Origin of the sequence: Microbacterium meiriae (genome assembly GCF_040686935.1) — a bacterium.
GTDB classification, from domain to species: Bacteria; Actinomycetota; Actinomycetes; order Actinomycetales; family Microbacteriaceae; genus Microbacterium; species Microbacterium meiriae.
The window spans coordinates 401,281-418,951 of the sequence record NZ_JBFBMF010000002.1 but is presented as its reverse complement, the minus strand read 5'-3'; the positions used below and the strand labels follow the sequence as shown (position 1 = coordinate 418,951).

Annotated in this window: 22 protein-coding genes and 1 pseudogene; 15 read left to right on the top strand and 8 right to left on the bottom strand. The window is 69.2% G+C overall.

All coding sequences use genetic code 11. From position 1 onward, the window contains the following. Nucleotides 1–159: 159 nt before the first annotated feature. Both pdxT and pdxS read right to left on the bottom strand, forming a co-directional pair. The gene (gene pdxT, locus AB0P08_RS07430) at nt 160–750 is read right to left on the bottom strand and encodes a pyridoxal 5'-phosphate synthase glutaminase subunit PdxT (RefSeq protein ID WP_363589104.1); all 591 of its coding nucleotides are present in this window, start codon (nt 748–750) and stop codon (nt 160–162) included. Beyond that, nucleotides 740–1,633, bottom strand: a complete 894-nt coding sequence (gene pdxS / locus AB0P08_RS07425; protein ID WP_025103530.1) for a pyridoxal 5'-phosphate synthase lyase subunit PdxS — start codon at nt 1,631–1,633, stop codon at nt 740–742. The genes pdxT and pdxS overlap by 11 nt, the downstream gene beginning before the upstream one ends. Before the next feature lie 89 nt (nt 1,634–1,722). Here pdxS and AB0P08_RS07420 point away from each other — a divergent pair, with 89 nt between their 5' ends. Then, complete coding sequence (locus AB0P08_RS07420; RefSeq protein ID WP_363589102.1) at nt 1,723–3,030, top strand: aminotransferase class I/II-fold pyridoxal phosphate-dependent enzyme; 1,308 nt, start codon at nt 1,723–1,725, stop codon at nt 3,028–3,030. A gap of 46 nt (nt 3,031–3,076) precedes the next feature. Further along, nucleotides 3,077–3,928: a pyridoxal kinase PdxY gene (pdxY, locus tag AB0P08_RS07415; RefSeq protein ID WP_315637751.1), complete on the top strand. Its 852-nt coding sequence runs from the start codon at nt 3,077–3,079 to the stop codon at nt 3,926–3,928. Between the two features lie 115 nt (nt 3,929–4,043). On the opposite strand, the gene AB0P08_RS07410 is transcribed toward pdxY, so the two are convergent. The 3 genes from AB0P08_RS07410 to AB0P08_RS07400 all read right to left on the bottom strand — a co-directional run bounded on the left by AB0P08_RS07410 (nt 4,044) and on the right by AB0P08_RS07400 (nt 7,016). Next, nucleotides 4,044–4,598, bottom strand: a complete 555-nt coding sequence (locus tag AB0P08_RS07410; RefSeq protein WP_363589100.1) for an HIT family protein — start codon at nt 4,596–4,598, stop codon at nt 4,044–4,046. Next, the gene (thrS, locus tag AB0P08_RS07405; protein WP_363589664.1) at nt 4,595–6,535 is read right to left on the bottom strand and encodes a threonine--tRNA ligase; all 1,941 of its coding nucleotides are present in this window, start codon (nt 6,533–6,535) and stop codon (nt 4,595–4,597) included. The genes AB0P08_RS07410 and thrS overlap by 4 nt, the downstream gene beginning before the upstream one ends. Before the next feature lie 121 nt (nt 6,536–6,656). After that, entirely contained in the window at nt 6,657–7,016 is a 360-nt protein-coding gene (locus AB0P08_RS07400; RefSeq protein WP_363589098.1) for a YnfA family protein, read from the bottom strand. A 50-nt stretch (nt 7,017–7,066) separates the two neighbouring features. Here AB0P08_RS07400 and AB0P08_RS07395 point away from each other — a divergent pair, with 50 nt between their 5' ends. From AB0P08_RS07395 to AB0P08_RS07370, 6 genes are all read left to right on the top strand, one after another. Further along, nucleotides 7,067–7,444: a DoxX family protein gene (locus tag AB0P08_RS07395; protein WP_363589096.1), complete on the top strand. Its 378-nt coding sequence runs from the start codon at nt 7,067–7,069 to the stop codon at nt 7,442–7,444. After that, nucleotides 7,441–8,790 carry a cryptochrome/photolyase family protein gene (locus AB0P08_RS07390; protein ID WP_363589094.1) on the top strand — a complete coding sequence of 450 codons (1,350 nt, stop codon included), beginning with the start codon at nt 7,441–7,443 and terminating at the stop codon, nt 8,788–8,790. Before AB0P08_RS07395 ends, AB0P08_RS07390 begins: the two co-directional genes overlap by 4 nt. A gap of 49 nt (nt 8,791–8,839) precedes the next feature. Beyond that, entirely contained in the window at nt 8,840–9,445 is a 606-nt protein-coding gene (locus AB0P08_RS07385) for a hypothetical protein (protein ID WP_268776279.1), read from the top strand. Nucleotides 9,446–9,555: 110 nt separating this feature from the next. After that, nucleotides 9,556–10,176, top strand: coding sequence for a copper resistance CopC family protein (locus AB0P08_RS07380; RefSeq protein WP_363589092.1), 621 nt, complete (start codon nt 9,556–9,558; stop codon nt 10,174–10,176). Between the two features lie 11 nt (nt 10,177–10,187). Next, the gene (locus AB0P08_RS07375) at nt 10,188–10,718 is read left to right on the top strand and encodes a copper chaperone PCu(A)C (protein ID WP_363589090.1); all 531 of its coding nucleotides are present in this window, start codon (nt 10,188–10,190) and stop codon (nt 10,716–10,718) included. After that, nucleotides 10,718–11,944: a Dyp-type peroxidase gene (locus tag AB0P08_RS07370; protein ID WP_363589088.1), complete on the top strand. Its 1,227-nt coding sequence runs from the start codon at nt 10,718–10,720 to the stop codon at nt 11,942–11,944. The genes AB0P08_RS07375 and AB0P08_RS07370 overlap by 1 nt, the downstream gene beginning before the upstream one ends. Nucleotides 11,945–11,954: 10 nt before the next feature. Here the strand turns inward: AB0P08_RS07370 and AB0P08_RS07365 are convergent, their stop codons facing one another. After that, nucleotides 11,955–12,707: an MBL fold metallo-hydrolase gene (locus tag AB0P08_RS07365; protein WP_268776276.1), complete on the bottom strand. Its 753-nt coding sequence runs from the start codon at nt 12,705–12,707 to the stop codon at nt 11,955–11,957. Then, complete coding sequence (locus AB0P08_RS07360) at nt 12,704–13,204, bottom strand: DUF6098 family protein (RefSeq protein ID WP_363589086.1); 501 nt, start codon at nt 13,202–13,204, stop codon at nt 12,704–12,706. Before AB0P08_RS07360 ends, AB0P08_RS07365 begins: the two co-directional genes overlap by 4 nt. A gap of 190 nt (nt 13,205–13,394) precedes the next feature. Between AB0P08_RS07360 and AB0P08_RS07355 the strand changes: the two genes are divergently transcribed. Next, nucleotides 13,395–13,868, top strand: a complete 474-nt coding sequence (locus tag AB0P08_RS07355; RefSeq protein WP_363589084.1) for a DUF4383 domain-containing protein — start codon at nt 13,395–13,397, stop codon at nt 13,866–13,868. A 106-nt stretch (nt 13,869–13,974) separates the two neighbouring features. Here AB0P08_RS07355 and AB0P08_RS07350 read toward each other — a convergent pair whose 3' ends face one another. Continuing rightward, nucleotides 13,975–14,295 (bottom strand): hypothetical protein, encoded by a 321-nt coding sequence (locus tag AB0P08_RS07350; RefSeq protein ID WP_232089025.1) that lies wholly within the window; start codon nt 14,293–14,295, stop codon nt 13,975–13,977. A gap of 379 nt (nt 14,296–14,674) precedes the next feature. Between AB0P08_RS07350 and AB0P08_RS07345 the strand changes: the two genes are divergently transcribed. The 6 genes and pseudogenes from AB0P08_RS07345 to AB0P08_RS07320 all read left to right on the top strand — a co-directional run bounded on the left by AB0P08_RS07345 (nt 14,675) and on the right by AB0P08_RS07320 (nt 17,665). Further along, nucleotides 14,675–15,838, top strand: coding sequence for a tyrosine-type recombinase/integrase (locus tag AB0P08_RS07345; RefSeq protein WP_363589082.1), 1,164 nt, complete (start codon nt 14,675–14,677; stop codon nt 15,836–15,838). 83 nt (nt 15,839–15,921) lie between these two features. Beyond that, nucleotides 15,922–16,296 carry a hypothetical protein gene (locus AB0P08_RS07340; RefSeq protein ID WP_363589080.1) on the top strand — a complete coding sequence of 125 codons (375 nt, stop codon included), beginning with the start codon at nt 15,922–15,924 and terminating at the stop codon, nt 16,294–16,296. Then, complete coding sequence (locus AB0P08_RS07335) at nt 16,296–16,649, top strand: helix-turn-helix domain-containing protein (RefSeq protein WP_363589078.1); 354 nt, start codon at nt 16,296–16,298, stop codon at nt 16,647–16,649. The genes AB0P08_RS07340 and AB0P08_RS07335 overlap by 1 nt, the downstream gene beginning before the upstream one ends. After that, nucleotides 16,558–16,836 (top strand): annotated as a pseudogene (locus tag AB0P08_RS07330) (helix-turn-helix domain-containing protein); the annotation flags it as partial. The gene AB0P08_RS07335 and the pseudogene AB0P08_RS07330, both read left to right, overlap by 92 nt. A gap of 66 nt (nt 16,837–16,902) precedes the next feature. Beyond that, nucleotides 16,903–17,175, top strand: coding sequence for a hypothetical protein (locus tag AB0P08_RS07325; RefSeq protein WP_363589690.1), 273 nt, complete (start codon nt 16,903–16,905; stop codon nt 17,173–17,175). A gap of 64 nt (nt 17,176–17,239) precedes the next feature. Continuing rightward, complete coding sequence (locus tag AB0P08_RS07320; RefSeq protein WP_363589076.1) at nt 17,240–17,665, top strand: hypothetical protein; 426 nt, start codon at nt 17,240–17,242, stop codon at nt 17,663–17,665. The last annotated feature ends 6 nt before the right edge of the window (nt 17,666–17,671 follow it).

Sequence of the window (17,671 nt, the reverse complement as noted above, 5' to 3'; positions counted from 1 at the left end):
CGTCTGCGCCCCGGAACGCCGCCCAGGGCGTCGTCCAGTCTATCGAACCGTGCCGCGGCACCGCTCCGGTTCCGCTGGCACAGGCGTTCGCGCGAGTTCAGGCATCTGCGCGCGGAGGCGCCTGTTCTCCCGCGCAGGCCTGAACTCGCAGTCGCGAAGTCAACGGCGGGAGATCCGATCCAGGAAGCGCCGGTGGAACCGCGTCTCGTTCGAGATCTCCGGGTGGAAGCTCAGGCCGAGCAGCCCGTCCTGCTCCACGGCGACCACACGGCCGTCCGGCAGCGTCGCGAGCACCGAGGCCCGCGGCCCCACCGCCTCCACGACAGGTCCGCGGATGAAGGCTGCGGTCACCGGCTCGTGGAACGCGGGCACCGTCAGCTCCGCCTCGAACGACTCGGCCTGCCGCCCGAACGCGTTGCGCCGCACGACCGCATCGAGTCCGCCGAAGCTCTGCTGCCCATCGATCGCGTCGATGACCTCATCGGCCAGCAGGATCAGCCCCGCGCAGGTGCCGAGCACCGGCATCCCGCCGGCGATCGCGTCGCGGATCGGCTGCTGCAGCCCGAACAGCCGCGACAGCTTGTCGATCACGGTCGATTCGCCGCCAGGGATCACGAGGCCGTCGACCCGGGCGAGTTCCTCGGGCCGACGGACCAGAGCGACGTCGGCGCCGAGGGCCTCGAGGAGCGCGGCATGCTCCCGCACGTCCCCCTGGAGCGCGAGGACGCCGACGCGCGGACTACCAGCCACGCTCGGCGAGGCGGTGCGGCGCGGGCAGGTCGCTCACATTGATGCCGACCATCGCCTCGCCCAGCCCGCGGGACACCTCGGCGATCACCTTCGGGTCGTCGAAGAACGTGGTGGCCTTCACGATGGCCTTCGCCCGCTCGGCGGGATTGCCGGACTTGAAGATGCCGGAGCCGACGAACACGCCGTCGGCGCCGAGCTGCATCATCATCGCCGCGTCGGCCGGAGTCGCGACCCCACCGGCGACGAACAGCACCACGGGGAGCTTCCCGGTCTCGGCGATCTCGGCGACGAGCTCATAGGGCGCCTGCAACTCCTTCGCCGCCACGAACAGTTCGTCCTTCGGCAGCGCGGTCAGCGCGGCGATCTCTCCCCGGATCTTCCGGATGTGCTTCATCGCCTCGGAGACGTCACCCGTGCCGGCCTCGCCCTTGGAGCGGATCATCGCCGCGCCCTCGTTGATGCGGCGCAGCGCCTCCCCCAGGTTCGTGGCCCCACAGACGAACGGCACGGTGAAGCCGAACTTGTCGATGTGGTTCACGTAGTCGGCGGGCGAGAGCACCTCGGACTCGTCGATGTAGTCGACGCCGAGCTCCTGCAGCACCTGCGCCTCGACGAAGTGCCCGATCCGCGCCTTCGCCATGACGGGGATGGACACTGCGTCGATGATGCTGTCGATCATGTCCGGGTCGCTCATCCGCGAGACGCCGCCCTGCGCGCGGATGTCCGCGGGGACCCGCTCCAGTGCCATGACGGCGACGGCGCCGGCGTCCTCGGCGATCTTCGCCTGCTCGGCGGTGACGACGTCCATGATGACGCCGCCCTTGAGCATCTCGGCGAGACCGCGCTTCACGCGTGCGGATCCGGTGGTGGGCTGCTCGGTCATGGGGGTCTCCTGTCGGATGATCCGAAATGGTTTTTGATCTAGATCAAAGGTAGCACTGTCCGCTCCACCTAGAATCTCGGAGGAGGATCATGAGCGAGCAGATCAGGGGAACCACCGCGGCCGAGATCGCGGACAGCGTGCGCGCCCTCCGGGACCGCGGCACGCTCCGCCCCGGCGAGGTCCTTCCTCCGGTGCGCGAGCTCGCGGCGACACTCGGTGTCAACCGGAACACCGCGGTCGCCGCCTACCGCCAGCTCGCGCAGGCGGGACTCGTGCATTCGCGAGGGCGCGCGGGCACCGTGCTCGCCGGCGTCGACGTCGTGCCGCAGGAGGGCTACGCGCCGGACACCGTGCTCCGCGACATCGGCACGGGCAACCCCGACCCTTCTCGGATCCCCGACCCATCGCAGGCGCTCGGCACGATCGGCCGCCGCCCCGTGCTCTACGGCGAGCCGGTGATCGACCGCGGTCTCGAAGCGTGGGCACGGGAGTGGATGGGCGCCGACCTTCCAGGGCAGGACTTCCGCGTCACCGTCACCAGCGGGGCCGTGGATGCCGTCGAACGGCTGCTCGCCCAGGCCCTGATGCGGGACGACGCGGTGGCCCTCGAGGACCCCTGCTTCCTCGCGAGCATCCATACCGTGCGGCTCGGCGGGTACCGGGCCGTCACGGTGCCGGTGGACGAGGAGGGCATGACGGTCGACGGCCTCCGTGCCGCTCTGGACGCGGGTGTCCGCGCCGTCATCTGCACCCCGCGGGCACAGAACCCGACGGGCGTCAGCCTCTCCCCCGCCCGGGCGAAGGCGCTGCGGGCCGTGCTCGCCGATCACCCGTACGTGCTCGTGATCGAGGACGACCACTTCTCTCTGCTCTCGCAGCGCCCCTACGAGTCGCTGATCGGCCCGGAGCACCGACGGTTCGCCCTGGTGCGCTCGGTGTCGAAGTTCCTGGGCCCTGACATGTGCCTGGCCCTCGCGGCGACCGATCCCGAGACCGCTGAGCGCCTGGCGATGCGGCTCAGCCCCGGCACCACCTGGGTGAGCCACCTGCTGCAGCGCCTCACGCTCGCCCAGCTCACCGACCCCGCCGTGCGCGAGGAGATCGCGGAGGCAGGTCGGCACTATGCCGCGCGGAACGCCGCCTTCGCGGAACGCCTGCGCGCGGAGGGGATCGACGCCCCGGACCCGGACGGCCTGAGCCTGTGGGTCGGCTTCGCCAAGCCGGCGCGCGCCATCGCCGACCACCTCATGCGCCGGGGCTGGCTCGCGCGCACCGGCGACGACTTCGCGCTGGACGAGCGCGCCGAGCCTTCGCGCCACCTCCGCCTGACCGTGCACGGCCTCTCCGAGGACGACACGGAGACCCTCATCGCCGACCTCGTCGCCGCCGGACGATGACCACCCGACGCGGGCTCCGGCCCGCCCAGAATGAAAGGGACCGGGTATGAAGATCCTGTCCATCCAGTCCGCCGTCGCATACGGTCACGTCGGCAATTCCGCGGCTGTCTTCCCGCTCCAGCGCATCGGCGTCGAGGTGCTGCCGGTCTACACCGTGACCTTCTCGAACCACACCGGGTATGGCGCCTGGCGCGGCCCGCTGATCGACCCCGTCGATGTGGGCGAGGTCATCACCGGCATCGAGGAGCGCGGCGTGTTCGGTTCCATCGACGCCGTGCTCAGCGGCTACCAGGGCAGCGAGGGCATCGGCGACGTCATCATCGACGCGGTCGCCAGGGTGAAGGCCGCGAACCCCACGGCGCTGTACGCGTGCGACCCGGTCATGGGCAACGCGAAGTCCGGCTGCTTCGTGGCTCCGGCCATCCCGATCCTGCTCCGCGAACGCGTGGTGCCGGTGGCCGACATCATCACGCCGAACCAGTTCGAGCTGGGCTTCCTCACCGAGACCGAGCCCGACACGCTCGAGTCGACCCTCGCGTCGGTCGACCTCGCGCGGGCGATGGGGCCGCGCACGGTGCTCGTCACGAGCGTCGAGCGGCCGGACCGCGAAGAGGGCACGATCGAGATGCTCGCCGTGGACGACGCGGGCGCGTGGCTCGTGCAGACCCCGCACCTGCCGATGAAGGCCAACGGCTCCGGCGACGTGACGGCCGCGCTCTTCACCGCGCACTACGTCGCGACCGGCAGCGCGCAGACCGCTCTGGAGCGCACCGCCTCGAGCGTCTACGACCTGCTGCAGGCCACGCTCGACTCGGGCGAGCGCGAGCTGCAGCTCGTCGAGGCGCAGGAGTTCTACGCGAACCCGCGGATGCAGTTCACCGCACGCCAGGTGCGCTGACTCCGCCCGGGATCTGGGTCCCTGAGCCTGTCGAAGGGCACTGGTAGCCGCGCTTCGACAGGCTCAGCGACCCACTCCTGGGCTCAGCGACACACTCCGAGCCCGACGCGACGGCTCAGCGGTCGGCGGGGGGCCACGCCTCGGCGACGGCCTCCCGCACCTCGCCGAGGAGCTGCGGGAGCGCCTTCGTCTTGGCGATGATCGGAAAGAAGTTCGCGTCCGAGCGCCACCGCGGCACCACGTGCTGGTGCAGATGCGCGTCCACGCCCGCTCCGGCCACCGCTCCCTGGTTCATGCCGAGGTTGAAGCCGTCGCAGCCGGAGACCTGGCGGAGCACGCGCATCGCGGTCTGGGTGAGGGCGCCGATCTCGGCGACCTCCTCGGCCGTCGCCTGGTCGTAGGTGGCGATGTGCCGGTACGGGCAGACGAGCAGGTGCCCCGAGTTGTACGGGAAGAGGTTCAGCAGCACGTACGCGGTCTCCCCGCGCGCCACGATGAGCCGCTCGGCATCCGGGTACTTCGGTGCCTCGCAGAACGGGCATTCCTCGCGCAGCGGCTCCGGCCCGGCCTGGATGTACGCCATCCGGTGCGGGGTCCACAGCCGCTGGAACTCGTCGGGCACCCCGACGAGACGGGAGGCGTCCTCGAGGTCCGCCTCACCGTCCGTCATGCGAGGTCTCCCGCCTTCAACACCAGCGCGTGCGAGGCGATGGCGGCGCTGATCCGGCGCACCGCGTCGGCGACCGGCACGCCGTTCTCCTGCGTGCCGTCGCGGAAGCGGAACGACACCGTCCCCGCGGCACGATCCTGCTCCCCCACGATGAGGATCAGCGGCACCTTCGCGGTGGTGTGATTCCGGATCTTCTTCTGCATCCGGTCGTCGGAGTGGTCGACGTCGGCCCGCACGCCCGCCGCCCGGAGCTGCGCGATGACGTCGTCCAGGTAGTCGCCGTACTGCTCGGCCACCGGCACACCCACCACCTGGCTGGGCGCGAGCCAGAGCGGGAAGTCGCCGGCGTAGTGCTCGAGGAGGATCGCGAAGAAGCGCTCGACGGAGCCGAGGAGCGCCCGGTGGATCATCACAGGCCGGTGCTTCTGCCCGTCGGGACCGGTGTACTCCAGCTCGAACCGGTCGGGCTGGTTGAAGTCGAGCTGGATGGTCGACATCTGCCAGGTGCGGCCGATGGCGTCGCGGGCCTGCACCGAGATCTTCGGGCCGTAGAAGGCGGCGCCGCCCGGGTCGGCCACGAGCTCGAGACCCGACTCGATCGCGACCTCGCGCAGCGTGTCGATCGCCGTCGCCCACTGCTCGGGCTCGCCGAGGAACTTCGGGTTGCCCTCCTCGTTCGTCGAGAGCTCGAGGTAGAAGTCGTTGAGGCCGTAGTCGCGGAGCAGGTCGAGCACGAGGTTCAGGTTGGTGGTGAGCTCCTCCTTCACCTGGTCCTGGGCGACGTAGATGTGCGCGTCGTCCTGGGTCAGACCGCGCACGCGGGTCAGCCCCGAGAGCGTGCCGGACTTCTCGTAGCGGTAGACCGTGCCGAACTCGGCCAGACGCAGCGGCAGCTCCCGGTAGGAGCGCCCGCGCGAACGGAAGATGAGGTTGTGGAACGGGCAGTTCATCGGCTTCAGGTAGTAGTCCTGGCCCTGGCGGGTGACGTTGCCCTCGTCGTCGAGGACCTCGTCGAGGTGCATCGGGGGGAACATGCCGTCCGCATAGGTCTGCAGGTGCCCCGACGTCATGAAGAGATCCTTCTTCGTGATGTGCGGGCTGTTGACGAGGTCGTAGCCGTTGCGCAGCAGATGCTTGCGCAGGTTCTCCTCGATCTCGTAGCGGATGATGCCGCCCTTGGGATGGAACACGGCCAGTCCCGAGCCGATCTCGTCCGGGAACGAGAACAGGTCCATCTCGGCGCCGAGCTTGCGGTGGTCGCGGCGCTCGGCCTCGGCGATGCGCTCCTGGTAGGCGCGCAGCTCGTCCTTCGTCGGCCATGCGGTGCCGTAGATGCGCTGGAGCTGCGGGTTCTTCTCGCTCCCCCGCCAGTACGCGGCGGCGATGCGGGTGAGGTCCCAGCCATTGCCGATCATGCGCGTGTTGGGCAGGTGCGGACCGCGGCAGAGGTCCTTCCAGACGACCTCGCCATCGCGGGTGGTGTTGTCGTAGATCGTGAGCTCACCCTCGCCCACCTCGACGGATGCCCCCTCGGCGATCTCGCCCTCGGAGGCCGTCGACGGGCCCTTGAGCCCGATGAGCTCGAGCTTGAACGGCTCGTCCGCGAGCTCCGCACGAGCCTCCTCGTCGGTCACGACGCGACGGACGAAGCGCTGGCCCTCGCGGACGATGCGCTGCATCTCCTTGGAGATCGCCTTGATGTCCTCGGGCGTGAACGGGGTGTCGACGCCGAAGTCGTAGTAGAAGCCGTCGGTGATGGGCGGACCGATGCCGAGGTTCGCCTGCGGGTTGATCCGCTGCACCGCCTGCGCGAGCACATGCGCGGTCGAGTGACGCAGGATGTTCAGGCCGTCGGGGCTGTCGATCGTGACGGGCTCGACGTCGTCGGTGTCGGTGACCGTCGCAGCGAGGTCCTTCAGGACGCCGCCGACGCGCATGGCGACGACGTTTCGGTCAGAGAACAGGGCGAAGCCGTCGGTCGGCTGGGCGTTTTCAGGCACTGATCACTCCATCTGGGTCTGGATCTAGGCTACTCGTCCGCTCGCCGGTCGCCGACCGTCACGCGGCGGTCTCCGACAGCGGATCCGCGGCCGCCGGTGCGAGGATGATGATCGCCGCCCCGGCCAGCGCCACCACGGATCCGATCACGTCCCACGAGGTGGGGCGGAATCCGTCGACGATGACGCCCCAGGCGAGGGAGCCTGCGATGAAGATCCCACCGTAGGCGGCCAGGACGCGGCCGAAGTTCGCGTCCGGCTGCAGCGCCGCGATGAACCCGTAGGCACCGAGGGCCATCACCCCGAGGACGGCGAACAGCCACCCCCTGTCCTCCTTCACCGCCTGCCAGATGAGCCAGGCACCGCCGATCTCGGCGATGGCGGCGAGGAGGAAGAGGACGGTGATGCGCAGCACGGTCATCGCCTCAGTGTGACAGGCACGGCGTCCGACGGGGACGGTAGCGTGGGCGCATGACACGGACGATCGCCCGCTGGCTCCTCGCTCTCGCCCTCGGGACGATGGGCGTGCTGCACTTCACCCAGACACGCGGGTTCCGGGTCGTCGTGCCCGACTGGGCGACCCGCTCGATCCGGATGGACAAGGACACGATCGTCCTGGCGTCGGGTGCGGCCGAGGTCGCGCTCGCGGCGGGCCTGGTGGCTCTGCCGCAGGAACGCCGCAAGATGGGGTGGGCGACGGCGGGATTCTTCGCCGCGGTCTTCCCCGGCAACTGGCATCAGTGGCGCACCGGGAGATCGACGCCCGGGCTCGACACGGAGCGGCGGCGGTTCGGCCGCCTGTTCCTGCAGCCTCTGCTGATCGCCTGGGCCCTGTGGGCGACCCGATGACCTCGCCCTCGATCGTCTGGTTCCGCGACGATCTCCGCCTGGCCGACAACCCCGCGCTGCGTGCCGCGGTCGACCGCGACGAACCGATCATCGCGCTCTTCGTCCTCGATGAGGAGTCCCCCGGCATCCGTCGGCTGGGCGGTGCCGCGCGTTGGTGGCTGCACCATTCGCTGGCCTCCCTCGCCGCGCGGCTGCAGGAGAAGGGGACGACGCTGGTGCTGCGGTGCGGGCCCGCCGACCGGATCGTGCGGGAGCTGGTCGCCGAGTCGGGTGCCGGAGCGGTCTTCTGGAACCGCCGCTACGAGGCGGCCGGGCGCGAGATCGACGCGGGGCTGAAGGCGACGCTGCGCGACGACGGTCTCCAGGTGGCGTCTTTCGCGGGGTCGCTCCTGCACGAGCCGTGGACGGTCACCACCGGGAGCGGCACGCACTATTCGGTCTTCACGCCGTTCTGGCGGGCCTGCCTGGCCCTACCGGCCCCGCGCGCCCCGCTCCCCGAACCCCGCGAGCTCCGTGGCTCCGGCAGGCGGCTCCCCTCCGACGCGCTGGACGACTGGGGGCTGCTGCCCACCGCCCCGGACTGGGCGGGCGGTCTCCGCGACACGTGGGAGCCAGGCGAGCCGGCCGCGCGCCGCCGGTTGCAGCACTTCCTCGCCGAAGACCTCCGCACGTACGACCACGCTCGCGACGCGCCGGCCGGCGGTGCAACCTCCCGGCTGTCTCCGCGTCTGCGCTGGGGCGAGCTCAGCCCCTTCACCGTGTGGCACGAGGCGATCGACGTCGACGGGGCCGGCGGATTCCTCTCGGAGCTCGGCTGGCGCGAGTTCGCCTGGCACACGCTGTTCCACTTCCCCGACCTCGCGACGAAGAACCTGCGGCGGGAGTTCGACGCATTCCCGTGGCCTCCGCTGGATCCCGCACGTCTGGAGCTCTGGCAGCACGGCGAAACCGGAGTTCCCCTCGTCGACGCGGGCATGCGCGAGCTCTGGCACACCGGGTACATGCACAACCGGGTGCGGATGGTCACGGCATCGTTCCTCGTCAAGAACCTCCTCATCGACTGGCGCCTCGGCGAGGAGTGGTTCTGGGACACGTTGGTGGACGCCGATGACGCGAGCAATCCGTTCAACTGGCAGTGGGTCGCGGGTTCCGGCGCCGACGCTGCCCCGTACTTCCGCGTGTTCAACCCGGAGCTGCAGGCCAGGAAATTCGACGGCGAGGGGCACTACATCGGGCGCTGGGCTGCGGACGCCCCCACTGAGCCGATCGTCGACCTCGGCGAGACGCGCAAGGCTGCGCTCGCCGCCTACGACGTCGTGAAGCGCACCGGAGCACCACGGGGCTGACGCGCGCCCCGGCCCGTCACGGACTCCGGCACATGGCAGACTGGTGGCCGTGAGCCCGTCCCGCAAGCCCGCCGTCGTGCGGGGCTTCGCGACCTCGTCGCTCGCGATCTTCGTGGCTCTCGCAGGTCATGTGAGCGGCGGCGGAGAGATGCCGGGCCCCTTGGGCATCCTCGTGCCCTGGCTGTTCGCCTTCATGGTGAGCGTGCTGCTCGCCGGACGGAAGCTCTCCCTCACCCGACTCACCCTCTCGGTGGCTGTGAGCCAGTTCCTCTTCCACGTGCTCTTCGTGCTCGGCACGGTCACTCCGTCCGGCGTGGCGATCCGGCACGTGCACGGCGCACCGCTCGTGCTCCCCGCAGCCGAGGGCGCTGCGGTCGTCGCGACCGCGGACGCCGCGATGTGGCTCGGGCACGCCCTCGCCGCCCTCCTCACGGTGACGGCGCTCCACCGCGGCGAGCGGCTGCTCCTCACCGTGCGCGATCTCGCCGTCCGATTGATCCGCTGGGTGCGTCGGCGTGCGGACGTGACGCTCGCCCCGCGCTCCGCCACCTCTCCGTGTCGCCTGGCCGGGGTCTTCCTCGTCCGGACAGCCCATGATCTTCGGCTCCTCACCCCGCTTCTCGGGCGCGCACCGCCCTCTCTTCCCGCGCTCTGATCCGCGCCCACGGCTTCGCGCCGTGCGGTGCGTCCTCGCGCTGTCCCGGTGACGCGCGTCCGAACGCAGATACCCACGTCGCTCGGCGACGGCTGAAGAGAGGCTCTTCCATGTCCCCTGTCCGCAGATTCGCGGCCGGGGCGGTGCTGGCGGCTGTCGCGATCCTCGCGACGGCAGCGCCGGCGACCGCCCATGACCAACTCCTCGAGAGCGACCCCGGCGACGGGGAGCGTCTCGATGCTGCGCCCTCGAGCGTCACCATGACGTTCTCGGGCGAGCTCCTCGTCCTCGACGAGTCGACCGCCGGGGCCGTCGTCCTCGTCGTCGACGCGGAGGGCGAGGACTGGGCGACCGGCGAGGTGGAGGTGCGTGGCCGGAATGTCACCGCCGCCCTCCTGCCGGACATCCCGGACGGCGGGTACCAGGTGCGTTGGCAGGTCGTCTCCGAGGACGGGCACCCGATCGCGGGGGTCATCCCCTTCGCCGTCGGCGACGCCGTCCCGCTGGAGTCGACAGAGAACCCTGAGCCGACCACCTCCGCCCCGGACGACTCGTCGACCGCATCGGATCAGAACGCAGACAAGACGGGCGACCCGATCCGGGTTCTGCTCGTCGGCGGGGCGGGCGCGGCACTCGCCGTCGCTGCTTTCACTCTCCTCCTCATCCTCCGCCGCCGCCGCGCGGCCGCCGTGCCGCCGGAATCCGGCGACGACACGGCAGAGAACTCCTGAAAGGCATCATCATGAACACTCGCACTTCTCTTCCCCGCCTCGGCGCGGCGATCGTCCTCTCGCTCGTCGCGCTCACCGGGTGCACCGCGCCCACAGCCGAGACGCCGACCAGCGCCCCCGCCGGTGAGGTCCTCCGGATCGACGACGCCTGGGTCAAGTCGGCCGATGACGGCATGTCCGCGGCCTTCGGCCTACTCGTCAACGAGGGCGAGGAGGACGTGACGGTGACGTCGGTCGCCTCCGCCGCCTCGCCGATGATCGAGCTGCACGAGACCGTGGAGAACGAGGCCGGGGAGATGGTCATGCGGGAGATCGCCGGGGGCTTCGTGGTCCCCGCCGGCGGTACCCTCGCCCTCGAGCCCGGGGGGAATCACATCATGATGATGGACCTCCCCGAGCCTCTGAAAGCCGGTGACGAGGTCGCGTTCACCGTCACCCTGTCGGACGACTCCACGTTCGAGTTCGCCGCGCCGGTGAAGGACTACTCCGGCGCGAACGAGAACTACGACGGCGCCGACGACCACGAGGGCATGGACCACTGATGTCCCCGCGCGTCTCGGGCGCGCGCGCCGGCCGCACCGGCTCGACCCGGCGGCAGTTCCTCCTCGGAGGGGCTGTCGCCGGTGTCGGGGCCGCCGTCGCGGTCGGGGCGGATCTCGCCCTCACGCGAGCGGACACGGAGGCTCCCGCGGCCCCCGCACCGCTCAACGGCTCCCTCACCGTCCCGTTCCACGGCGTCCATCAAGCCGGGATCGACACCGCGGCGCAGGCGCACGGCTCGTTCGTGGCGCTCGATCTGCGCCCGGAGGTCGACCGCGACGCGCTCCGCCGGCTCCTGCGGATCCTCACGGACGATGCGGCGAGGCTCACCCAGGGACAGTCGGCGCTCGCGGACTCGGAGCCGGAGCTCGCCGTCGCCCCGGCCCGGTTGACGATCACATTCGGCTTCGGTCCGGCGCTCGTGGCACGGGCCGGCGGCAGCACCCCCTCGTGGCTCGCGCCGCTTCCCGCCTTCCGGGTGGACCGCCTGCAGCCGGAGTTCTCGGACGGAGACCTGCTCCTCCAGATCGCCGCTGACGACCCCCTGACCGTCGCGCACGCGCAGCGCATGCTCCTGAAGGACGCGCGCGGCTTCGCGACCGTCCGGTGGATCCAGCAAGGCTTCCGCCGCGCACACGGCACCGAGCGACCGGGGACGACCATGCGCAATCTCTTCGGACAGGTCGACGGCACGAGCAACCCGCAGCCGGGGACCGACGACTTCGAGCGCGTGGTCTGGAGTGATGACGGCTGGCTGGCCGGCGGCACGGGCATGGTCCTGCGCCGCATCCGCATGGACCTCGACGCCTGGGACCGCCTGGATCGCGGGGGACGCGAGGCCTCCGTCGGGAGGACCCTGCGCGAGGGCGCGCCGCTCACGGGGACGTCGGAGTTCGACGAGCCGGACTTCGACGCGACGACGGCCATCGGGTTCCCCGTCATCCCGGCGTTCGCGCACATCCGGCGCGCTCACGGGAACGGGACGGAGCGCATCTTCCGACGGGCGTACAACTACGACGAGCGCCCGGCCGGAGACGGCGTGTCCGAATCCGGGCTGCTCTTCGCCGCGTTCCAGGCCGACGTCGCGCGGCAGTTCGTCCCGATGCAGCAGCGGCTCGACGAGCTCGACCTGCTCAACGAGTGGACGGTCCCGATCGGATCCGCCGTGTTCGCCGTCCCTCCGGGGTGTGCGGAGGGCGGCTACATCGGGGAGACGCTCCTCGACTGAGGCCGAGGAGTCAGTGGGGTCCGCGTCGCCGCGCGGCGGCGACGGCGGGCCCCACGCCATCCAGGACGGGTTCTCCGTGGCCCGTCAGGACGACCCGCGCGCTCGTCCGTGCCAGGGTATCCAGCGACTCCATCGCCTCCGCGGTATCGGCCGTGGCCGCCCTGGCGACGATCTGCGGACCGGTCTCGCCGGTGTACGGGTCGAGCGTCACGAGGGCGTCGCCGGCGATGAGCACCCCGGACTCCTCGAACAGGTACGCGCAGTGCCCTTCCGTGTGCCCCGGAGTCCACAGGGCGATCGGGGTCCCGGGGGCGTCGATCGGATGCTCGTGCGTCACGCGAGGCTGCGCGTCGACGCCGCGGACGTTGAGCGCTCCGGCAAGAGCCATCCGGGTGATGGTGGGGATCCCCCGCGGATGGGTGAGCACGTAGGGGACGCGAGGTGAGGCCGGACGGTAGCTGTAGGGGTGACGGGCCAGTTGTGCGTCGCGAGGGTGGACGAACACCGAGACCCCCTCCTCGTGGAGCCCGCGGGCGACACCGACGTGGTCGAAGTGCCCGTGCGTCAGGACGACCGCATCGATGTCGGTCTCCTTCGCCCCGAGGTGGCCGAGCAGGTCGCGCAGCACGCCCCTGCTGCGCGGCAGTCCCGCGTCGAACAGCGTGAGCCCGTCCGCGGTCTGCACGAGGTAGCAGTTCACGTCCGCCACACTGATGCCGAAGAAGCCGGGAACCACCTCCGTCCACTGCCGCCCTCTGCTCATCCCTGATCCTCCTCGTCGTCGGCGGGTCCGCGCCCCGCATCGAAATTGCGCTCGTACCGTTCCCTGGCCTCGAGCAGGACGTGTTCGCCGATGACGGCGATGGGCTCCACCTCTCGCAGCAGCGGCTCGCAGTCGGGTCCCCGGCCGCAGTGCTCGCCACGGAGGATCCACGCGATGCGCTGCGGGTCCTTCTCGGCGAGGTGCCGGTACTGACAGAGCTGGCGCGCGAGCCAGTCCTCCAGCGGACGCGTCCACCAGCGTTCGGCGTCCAGCGGGTTCACGGAGAGACCGGGCAGCTCGAGGCCGCTCTCCGTGTCGACGCTGGAACGTCGAGCATCCGCATCCGGGCCCTCGGAGTAACGGACGTGCAGACCGGGGCATGCACGGACGACGGCGGCCAGTTGCGCCAGATGGTCGATGCGTCGCAATCCGGTCGCGGCGTCGCGATCGGATGTCGAGGCGAGGCCGCAGGTGCGGTCCAGAGCGGCATCGGTCATGGCCTGAGCGTACGAAGCGGTCCCCTCCTGCCGAGGGGGATTGACAATCCGCGGTTCTCGCCCACGTCGCAGCGGCGTCCGGGAACGGGCGCATGAAGTTACCGCGTGACTCCTGATGCGTCAATGCCCTCTCAGCGCGCGCACAGGAAGTCCTACGGTCGGGCAACCGCACCACACCCTGGAGGGGATCATGAGCGACACCACCCGCACCACCCGCTACGCCGGCACACCGATCCAGAAGACGGCGCTGATCATCGGCATCGTCTTCCTCATCGTGGGCATCGCCGGTTTCATCCCGGGCGTCACCCACTCGGCCGAGCACCTGCACGGCGCCGGAGCAGCGTCCGAGGCCCTGCTCCTCGGCGTGTTCCAGGTGTCCGTGCTGCACAACCTCGTCCACCTGCTGTTCGCGGTCGCGGGCATCGCGCTCGCCGCGTCGCCGCGCGCGTCCCGTCTCTACCTCATCATCGGCGGGCTCGCGTACCTCGTCGTCTGGCTGTACGGCCTCATCGCGGTCGGCAACGAGCAGCTGAACTTCCTGCCGGTGAACAACGCCGATAACTGGCTCCACCTCGGTCTCGCGATCGGCATGGTGCTGCTGGGCATCTTCGTCAGTCGAGAGCCGCGCGTCCCGCAGAACGGCGCGGGCACGGCGCGCGTCTGACGTCACCCCACCCGGTCGGGGCGTCCCCTCCTCGCGTGACGGAGGGGGCGTCCCGTCTGTCGCGTCCGGCGTGGAGCCGGAGTGCGAGCGGTGTCCGCCGGCCCGGTCACCCGTCCACGGGTTGCACGGCGTTCCCCCAGACCCAGCAGCGGTACGTGCGGTCACCGGCACGGAACTCGATGCCCGCCGCGAGCGGAGTGGAGCGGACGACCTTCGCCTCCACGCGGATCGCCTCCGGGCCGAACCGCACCCACGCCCGCACCCGCCGCTGGAGCGCGTGCGGATAGACGGTGACGGCGGACTCCCGCAAGGCGAGCTCGCGATCGGACAGGGACTGCAGGGGGCCCCGGCGCGCGGCGGCCTCGATGGCCTGATGCTGCGACCGCATGTCGTTGTACGCAGAGAGAGCGCGACCCGAGTTCCCCACACCGGCTCCTTCCTCCGGCCCCGTCCAGGATATCGATATTCGAACGCATCTTCGAACGCGATCCGGACGGCACGGACACGCAGATTCGCACCGAGGTCGCGGAGCTCCGCGATCGGGCTGCGACCTCGCGCGGATCTGCGACCCCGCGCGGAGGGAAGAGAGCTGGGGGCAACAAAAAACCCCCGGCGAACCGGGGGTTTCAGGTGGTGCGCGATACTGGGATCGAACCAGTATGCGTGACACTGGGCAAATGCGCGTCCTCTCGCGGTCTATCCGCGACATAGTGCGAATCTGGCCGAGCCGTGTTAAGGTCACTGGGACGCACGAAGACGCACAGGCACGCACAAGATATTGCCCATTGTTGCCCAGGGAGGACCGCATGGCCAACACAAAACGAAAGAGGCGCGAGTCCTTCGGCGCCATCAGGCAGCGCTCGTCTGGCCGCTATCAGGCGTCCTACGTCGGCCCGGACGGTCGGCGTCACAACGCACCGCAGACGTTCGACGGGATCACCGACGCGCGCGGGTGGCTAGCCGTTCAGCAGGCACGGATACTCGACGGAACATGGTCCGAGTTCGAAACGGTGCGCGCAGAGCAGGCGGGCAAGGGCCGCGGCACTACATTTGCTGAGTACGCCGAGGATTGGGTTGCTACCCGCACCAATCGGAATGGTGAACACCTGCGCCCACGGACAGCAGCCGAGTACCGCCGGCTCCTCACGGGCGCCCTCTCCCCCTTCGCAGGTTCCCGCCTTTCCGCGATCACCCCCGACCAGGTGCGCGCCTGGTACTCCTCGATCATTGCGTCCGGGACGAAGACGCAGGCCGCGCGAGCGTACGAGCTCCTCAAAGCGATCCTCAGCACTGCGGTTTCCGACGGCCGCATCAAGACGAACCCGTGTCAGATTCGCGGCGCTGCCTCTGCCTCGACGGGGAAGAAAGTCGAGCCGCCTACAGCCTCCGAACTGCAAACCATCGTGGACGCGATCACACCAAAGTTCCGAGCCGCTGTCATCCTCGCCGCGTGGGCCGGCCTGCGCTACGGCGAACTCACGGAGCTTAGGCGGCGTGACATCGATCTACTCGACGCAGACGAGGGAGCCGGCTCGATCGTCGTCAACGTGTCGCGTGCGGTTGCCCACGTCCCCGGCCAAGGATTCGTGGTCGGGCGAACCAAATCTGAAGCCGGCGTGCGAACCATCGTCCTGCCACCACATGTCAACGAGATCCTCGAGTCGCACTTGGAAGAACACGTTGGACGGTCTGCCGACAGTCTCCTCTTCCCATCCGCGGACGGCAGCGGACACCTCGCCCAGTCAGCCTTCTACAAGCACTGGGACCCCGCCCGCAAAGCAGCCGGCAGAGGCGACATGCCCTGGCACGCACTGCGGCACTACGGAGCGACTAGAGCCGCCCTCGCAGGCGCCACGCTCAAGGAACTACAGGCGCGTCTGGGGCACTCGACCGTGGCGGCCGCGATGCGCTACCAGCACACTGCCGGCAGGGACGAAGAACTCGCGAGGCGAATGAGCGAACTCGCATAAGTCGTGGCGACGCCCGTCGCCATACGAAGAGCCCCCGTCGAGCGGCAACTCGACGAGGGCAAGGTCAAACAACTGGAGTCGCAATGACCAATGCAACTGTATCCGCAATTACGGACACCGCCCAGTGCCCCGTGTACCGCTGGTGCGAACTCGACCACACCGACCCGGACATCATCGAGCACGCAGCCAACGCCCACGAGCGGCACATGACGATCTCGGCCGGGGACGTGAGCGAGACCTTCCTGTTGGAAGTCGTGAACGGACGGCCACGGATCGAGTGCGTATTCGAGGGCGGAGAGATCTGGATCGAACCCGGTGAGGCCACCAGTACGTTCGAGAACATCGCCGAGGTGTTCACCCAGGCAGCCGCCGAGTACGAGCGGTTCACTAAAGCCATCTCGACTCGCCTCATGCGACCCCACAGCGTCACCGTAGAGCTCGCAGATCGGGACGTCTGATGGCCGTGCATGAGCAGTTCCACGCTCTCGAACGAGAAGGGCTGTCGGCTCGAGCCATCGCCGAGATCTGCGGCGTATCCAGCCGAACAGTCGTCCGGTGGCGCCACTCAACAGGCAAGACGCACTGTCCACCGACCACTCCCTTGCCCCAACAGAAGCTGGCAGCGGCGCTACGACTCCTCGAAGACGGTGCCTCTATTAGTGAGGCTGCACGATCCATAGGCTGCTGCAACAAGACGCTCTCGAGGCGTTGGCCGCAGTATGCGTGGAACCAGACGCAGGCTGGACGGTTCGCGGCCATGGTGCGGCGCGTCGAGCGTGGATGGCGAGAGGACTCGACTGATGCCCGCTAAGAGGCCACGTTCCCGAGTTGACGACCACATCGTCGCCATCATCCGGGAGGCGATGCGAGAGAAGCACATGCTTCAGAAAGACCTTGCCGCCGCAGCCGGGATGTCTCAAACGCAAGTGAGCGTTCGATTGAGACCAATGGGGCCATCCATCCCGATCGACCAAGTGGTCCGCATGTGTCGCGCACTCGGCCTAGACGTATCCTCGGTTTTCGATCAAGCGGAACAACGCGCCAAGTCCTGTCCTACGACAGGCGTGGTCGAACCCGACGAGGACGAGCAGACGCAAGCGGTGGGACGGCGGATCGCCGCATCGCTCTGGGTTGGCTGCGACGACCCTGACTTCATCGTGCTCGCCATCGACCAGAACATGTTCCGAGATGACAACCGCTTCTGGACCCCCTACCGCAAACAGCTAGCGCTCATGTGGGCGCTCCACGACCTCGCCTACACGATCGGACGCCGCTACCCAATCCGCGACCCGTTCATTCTCAAGCCGGTGATGGAATCCAACAAGATCATTCCGTAACTAAGCAGGCGCGACGGAATGTCCCGCGCGCCTGCTTAGGTAGTAGGCGAAGCAAGGAGCTCGAATGACGCTTTACTCTCGGCCCGAAACACCGTACGTCTCCGTATACTGCGACGGTACGCGCGCGGGCGAACATGACAGGACGCCGATCGCGTCCTTCTACCCCGATGAACACGAGGGGTTAATCGTCTGGACCGCCTTCACCGGACACTACTACTCCCCATCGCTCCCCCACGCTATTGACGTGCCCAAAAATGTTGCACAGTGGCTCGACGGTGATGAGTGGATACGGATTGAGGGTCATGACCCAGAGATCTTCTACCGCCCGGGGTTCCGCGTGCGCTGGAACTTGGGCTGCCCGACATGCGGGTTGCGTCGGGTCGTGGCTAAGCCCTCGACCCTGTATGCGAGCTTCACCACCCTCGCACAACTGAAGATCCACGAAGTACCCCTGATCCACCTGATCCATAGCAAATCAATTACGCAGTAACGCGCA

What these genes read in the sequence shown, in the direction of transcription:
- pdxY (WP_315637751.1), top strand. Translation starts at nt 3,077, where the DNA reads ATGAAGATCCTGTCCATCCAGTCCGCCGTCGCATACGGTCACGTCGGC.
- AB0P08_RS07335 (WP_363589078.1), top strand. Translation starts at nt 16,296, where the DNA reads ATGGCCGTGCATGAGCAGTTCCACGCTCTCGAACGAGAAGGGCTGTCG.
- AB0P08_RS07375 (WP_363589090.1), top strand. Translation starts at nt 10,188, where the DNA reads ATGAACACTCGCACTTCTCTTCCCCGCCTCGGCGCGGCGATCGTCCTC.
- AB0P08_RS07380 (WP_363589092.1), top strand. Translation starts at nt 9,556, where the DNA reads ATGTCCCCTGTCCGCAGATTCGCGGCCGGGGCGGTGCTGGCGGCTGTC.
- pdxS (WP_025103530.1), bottom strand. Translation starts at nt 1,633, where the DNA reads ATGACCGAGCAGCCCACCACCGGATCCGCACGCGTGAAGCGCGGTCTC.
- AB0P08_RS07400 (WP_363589098.1), bottom strand. Translation starts at nt 7,016, where the DNA reads ATGACCGTGCTGCGCATCACCGTCCTCTTCCTCCTCGCCGCCATCGCC.
- AB0P08_RS07395 (WP_363589096.1), top strand. Translation starts at nt 7,067, where the DNA reads ATGACACGGACGATCGCCCGCTGGCTCCTCGCTCTCGCCCTCGGGACG.
- AB0P08_RS07340 (WP_363589080.1), top strand. Translation starts at nt 15,922, where the DNA reads ATGACCAATGCAACTGTATCCGCAATTACGGACACCGCCCAGTGCCCC.
- AB0P08_RS07365 (WP_268776276.1), bottom strand. Translation starts at nt 12,707, where the DNA reads ATGAGCAGAGGGCGGCAGTGGACGGAGGTGGTTCCCGGCTTCTTCGGC.
- AB0P08_RS07420 (WP_363589102.1), top strand. Translation starts at nt 1,723, where the DNA reads ATGAGCGAGCAGATCAGGGGAACCACCGCGGCCGAGATCGCGGACAGC.
- AB0P08_RS07320 (WP_363589076.1), top strand. Translation starts at nt 17,240, where the DNA reads ATGACGCTTTACTCTCGGCCCGAAACACCGTACGTCTCCGTATACTGC.
- AB0P08_RS07410 (WP_363589100.1), bottom strand. Translation starts at nt 4,598, where the DNA reads ATGACGGACGGTGAGGCGGACCTCGAGGACGCCTCCCGTCTCGTCGGG.
- AB0P08_RS07390 (WP_363589094.1), top strand. Translation starts at nt 7,441, where the DNA reads ATGACCTCGCCCTCGATCGTCTGGTTCCGCGACGATCTCCGCCTGGCC.
- thrS (WP_363589664.1), bottom strand. Translation starts at nt 6,535, where the DNA reads ATGCGCGTCGGCGGCGTCCTGAAGGACCTCGCTGCGACGGTCACCGAC.
- AB0P08_RS07345 (WP_363589082.1), top strand. Translation starts at nt 14,675, where the DNA reads ATGGCCAACACAAAACGAAAGAGGCGCGAGTCCTTCGGCGCCATCAGG.
- AB0P08_RS07360 (WP_363589086.1), bottom strand. Translation starts at nt 13,204, where the DNA reads ATGACCGATGCCGCTCTGGACCGCACCTGCGGCCTCGCCTCGACATCC.
- AB0P08_RS07370 (WP_363589088.1), top strand. Translation starts at nt 10,718, where the DNA reads ATGTCCCCGCGCGTCTCGGGCGCGCGCGCCGGCCGCACCGGCTCGACC.
- AB0P08_RS07355 (WP_363589084.1), top strand. Translation starts at nt 13,395, where the DNA reads ATGAGCGACACCACCCGCACCACCCGCTACGCCGGCACACCGATCCAG.